Origin of the sequence: Virgibacillus sp. MSJ-26, assembly GCF_018918075.1 — a bacterium.
Taxonomy (GTDB): Bacteria; Bacillota; Bacilli; order Bacillales; family Amphibacillaceae; genus MSJ-26.
Window position 1 is genome coordinate 1 of record NZ_JAHLPW010000045.1, and the last position, 1,494, is coordinate 1,494.

A 1,494-nucleotide genomic window follows, 5' to 3' on the forward strand; every position below is an offset into this window, starting at 1 on the left:
GTCACCCTTCGGGGTGTCTAGTCCGTGGAACGAGCGGCGGATGGGTGAGTATCACGTGGGCAACCTGCCTGTAAGATTGGGATAACTCGCGGAAACGTGAGCTAATACCGAATGAAGTCTTTCACCGCCTGGTGAAAGGATGAAAGATGGCTTTTAGCTATCACTTACAGATGGGCCCGCGGCGCATTAGCTAGTTGGTGGGGTAAAGGCCTACCAAGGCGACGATGCGTAGCCGACCTGAGAGGGTGATCGGCCACACTGGGACTGAGACACGGCCCAGACTCCTACGGGAGGCAGCAGTAGGGAATCTTCCGCAATGGACGAAAGTCTGACGGAGCAACGCCGCGTGAGTGATGAAGGTCTTCGGATCGTAAAACTCTGTTGTCAGGGAAGAACAAGTTGTGTTCTAACAGGACATGACCTTGACGGTACCTGACCAGAAAGCCCCGGCTAACTACGTGCCAGCAGCCGCGGTAATACGTAGGGGGCAAGCGTTGTCCGGAATTATTGGGCGTAAAGCGCGCGCAGGCGGTCCTTTAAGTCTGATGTGAAAGCCCACGGCTTAACCGTGGAGGGTCATTGGAAACTGAGGGACTTGAGTACAGAAGAGGAGAGTGGAATTCCACGTGTAGCGGTGAAATGCGTAGAGATGTGGAGGAACACCAGTGGCGAAGGCGACTCTCTGGTCTGTAACTGACGCTGAGGTGCGAAAGCGTGGGTAGCAAACAGGATTAGATACCCTGGTAGTCCACGCCGTAAACGATGAGTGCTAGGTGTCAGGGGGTTTCCGCCCCTTGGTGCTGGAGTTAACGCATTAAGCACTCCGCCTGGGGAGTACGGCCGCAAGGCTGAAACTCAAAAGAATTGACGGGGGCCCGCACAAGCGGTGGAGCATGTGGTTTAATTCGAAGCAACGCGAAGAACCTTACCAGGTCTTGACATCCTCTGCTATCGATAGAGATATCGAGTTCCCTTCGGGGACAGAGTGACAGGTGGTGCATGGTTGTCGTCAGCTCGTGTCGTGAGATGTTGGGTTAAGTCCCGTAACGAGCGCAACCCTTGATCTTAGTTGCCAGCATTAAGTTGGGCACTCTAAGGTGACTGCCGGTGACAAATCGGAGGAAGGTGGGGATGACGTCAAATCATCATGCCCCTTATGACCTGGGCTACACACGTGCTACAATGGATGGAACAGAGGGCAGCGAAACCGCGAGGTGGAGCGAATCCCACAAAACCATTCCCAGTTCGGATTGTAGGCTGCAATTCGCCTACATGAAGCAGGAATCGCTAGTAATCGCGGATCAGAATGCCGCGGTGAATACGTTCCCGGGCCTTGTACACACCGCCCGTCACACCACGAGAGTTAGCAACACCCGAAGTCGGTGAGGTAACCTTTTAGGAACCAGCCGCCGAAGGTGGGGCGAATGATTGGGGTGAAGTCGTAACAAGGTAGCCGTATCGGAAGGTGCGGCTGGATCACCTCCTTTCTAAGGA

At 54.6% G+C, this 1,494-nt stretch carries 1 rRNA gene; it reads left to right on the forward strand.

The annotated features are described in order from the left end of the window. Positions 1–1,487: ribosomal RNA gene (locus KQI49_RS18335) — 16S ribosomal RNA — on the forward strand; the annotation flags it as partial. Between the last annotated feature and the right edge of the window lie 7 nt (positions 1,488–1,494).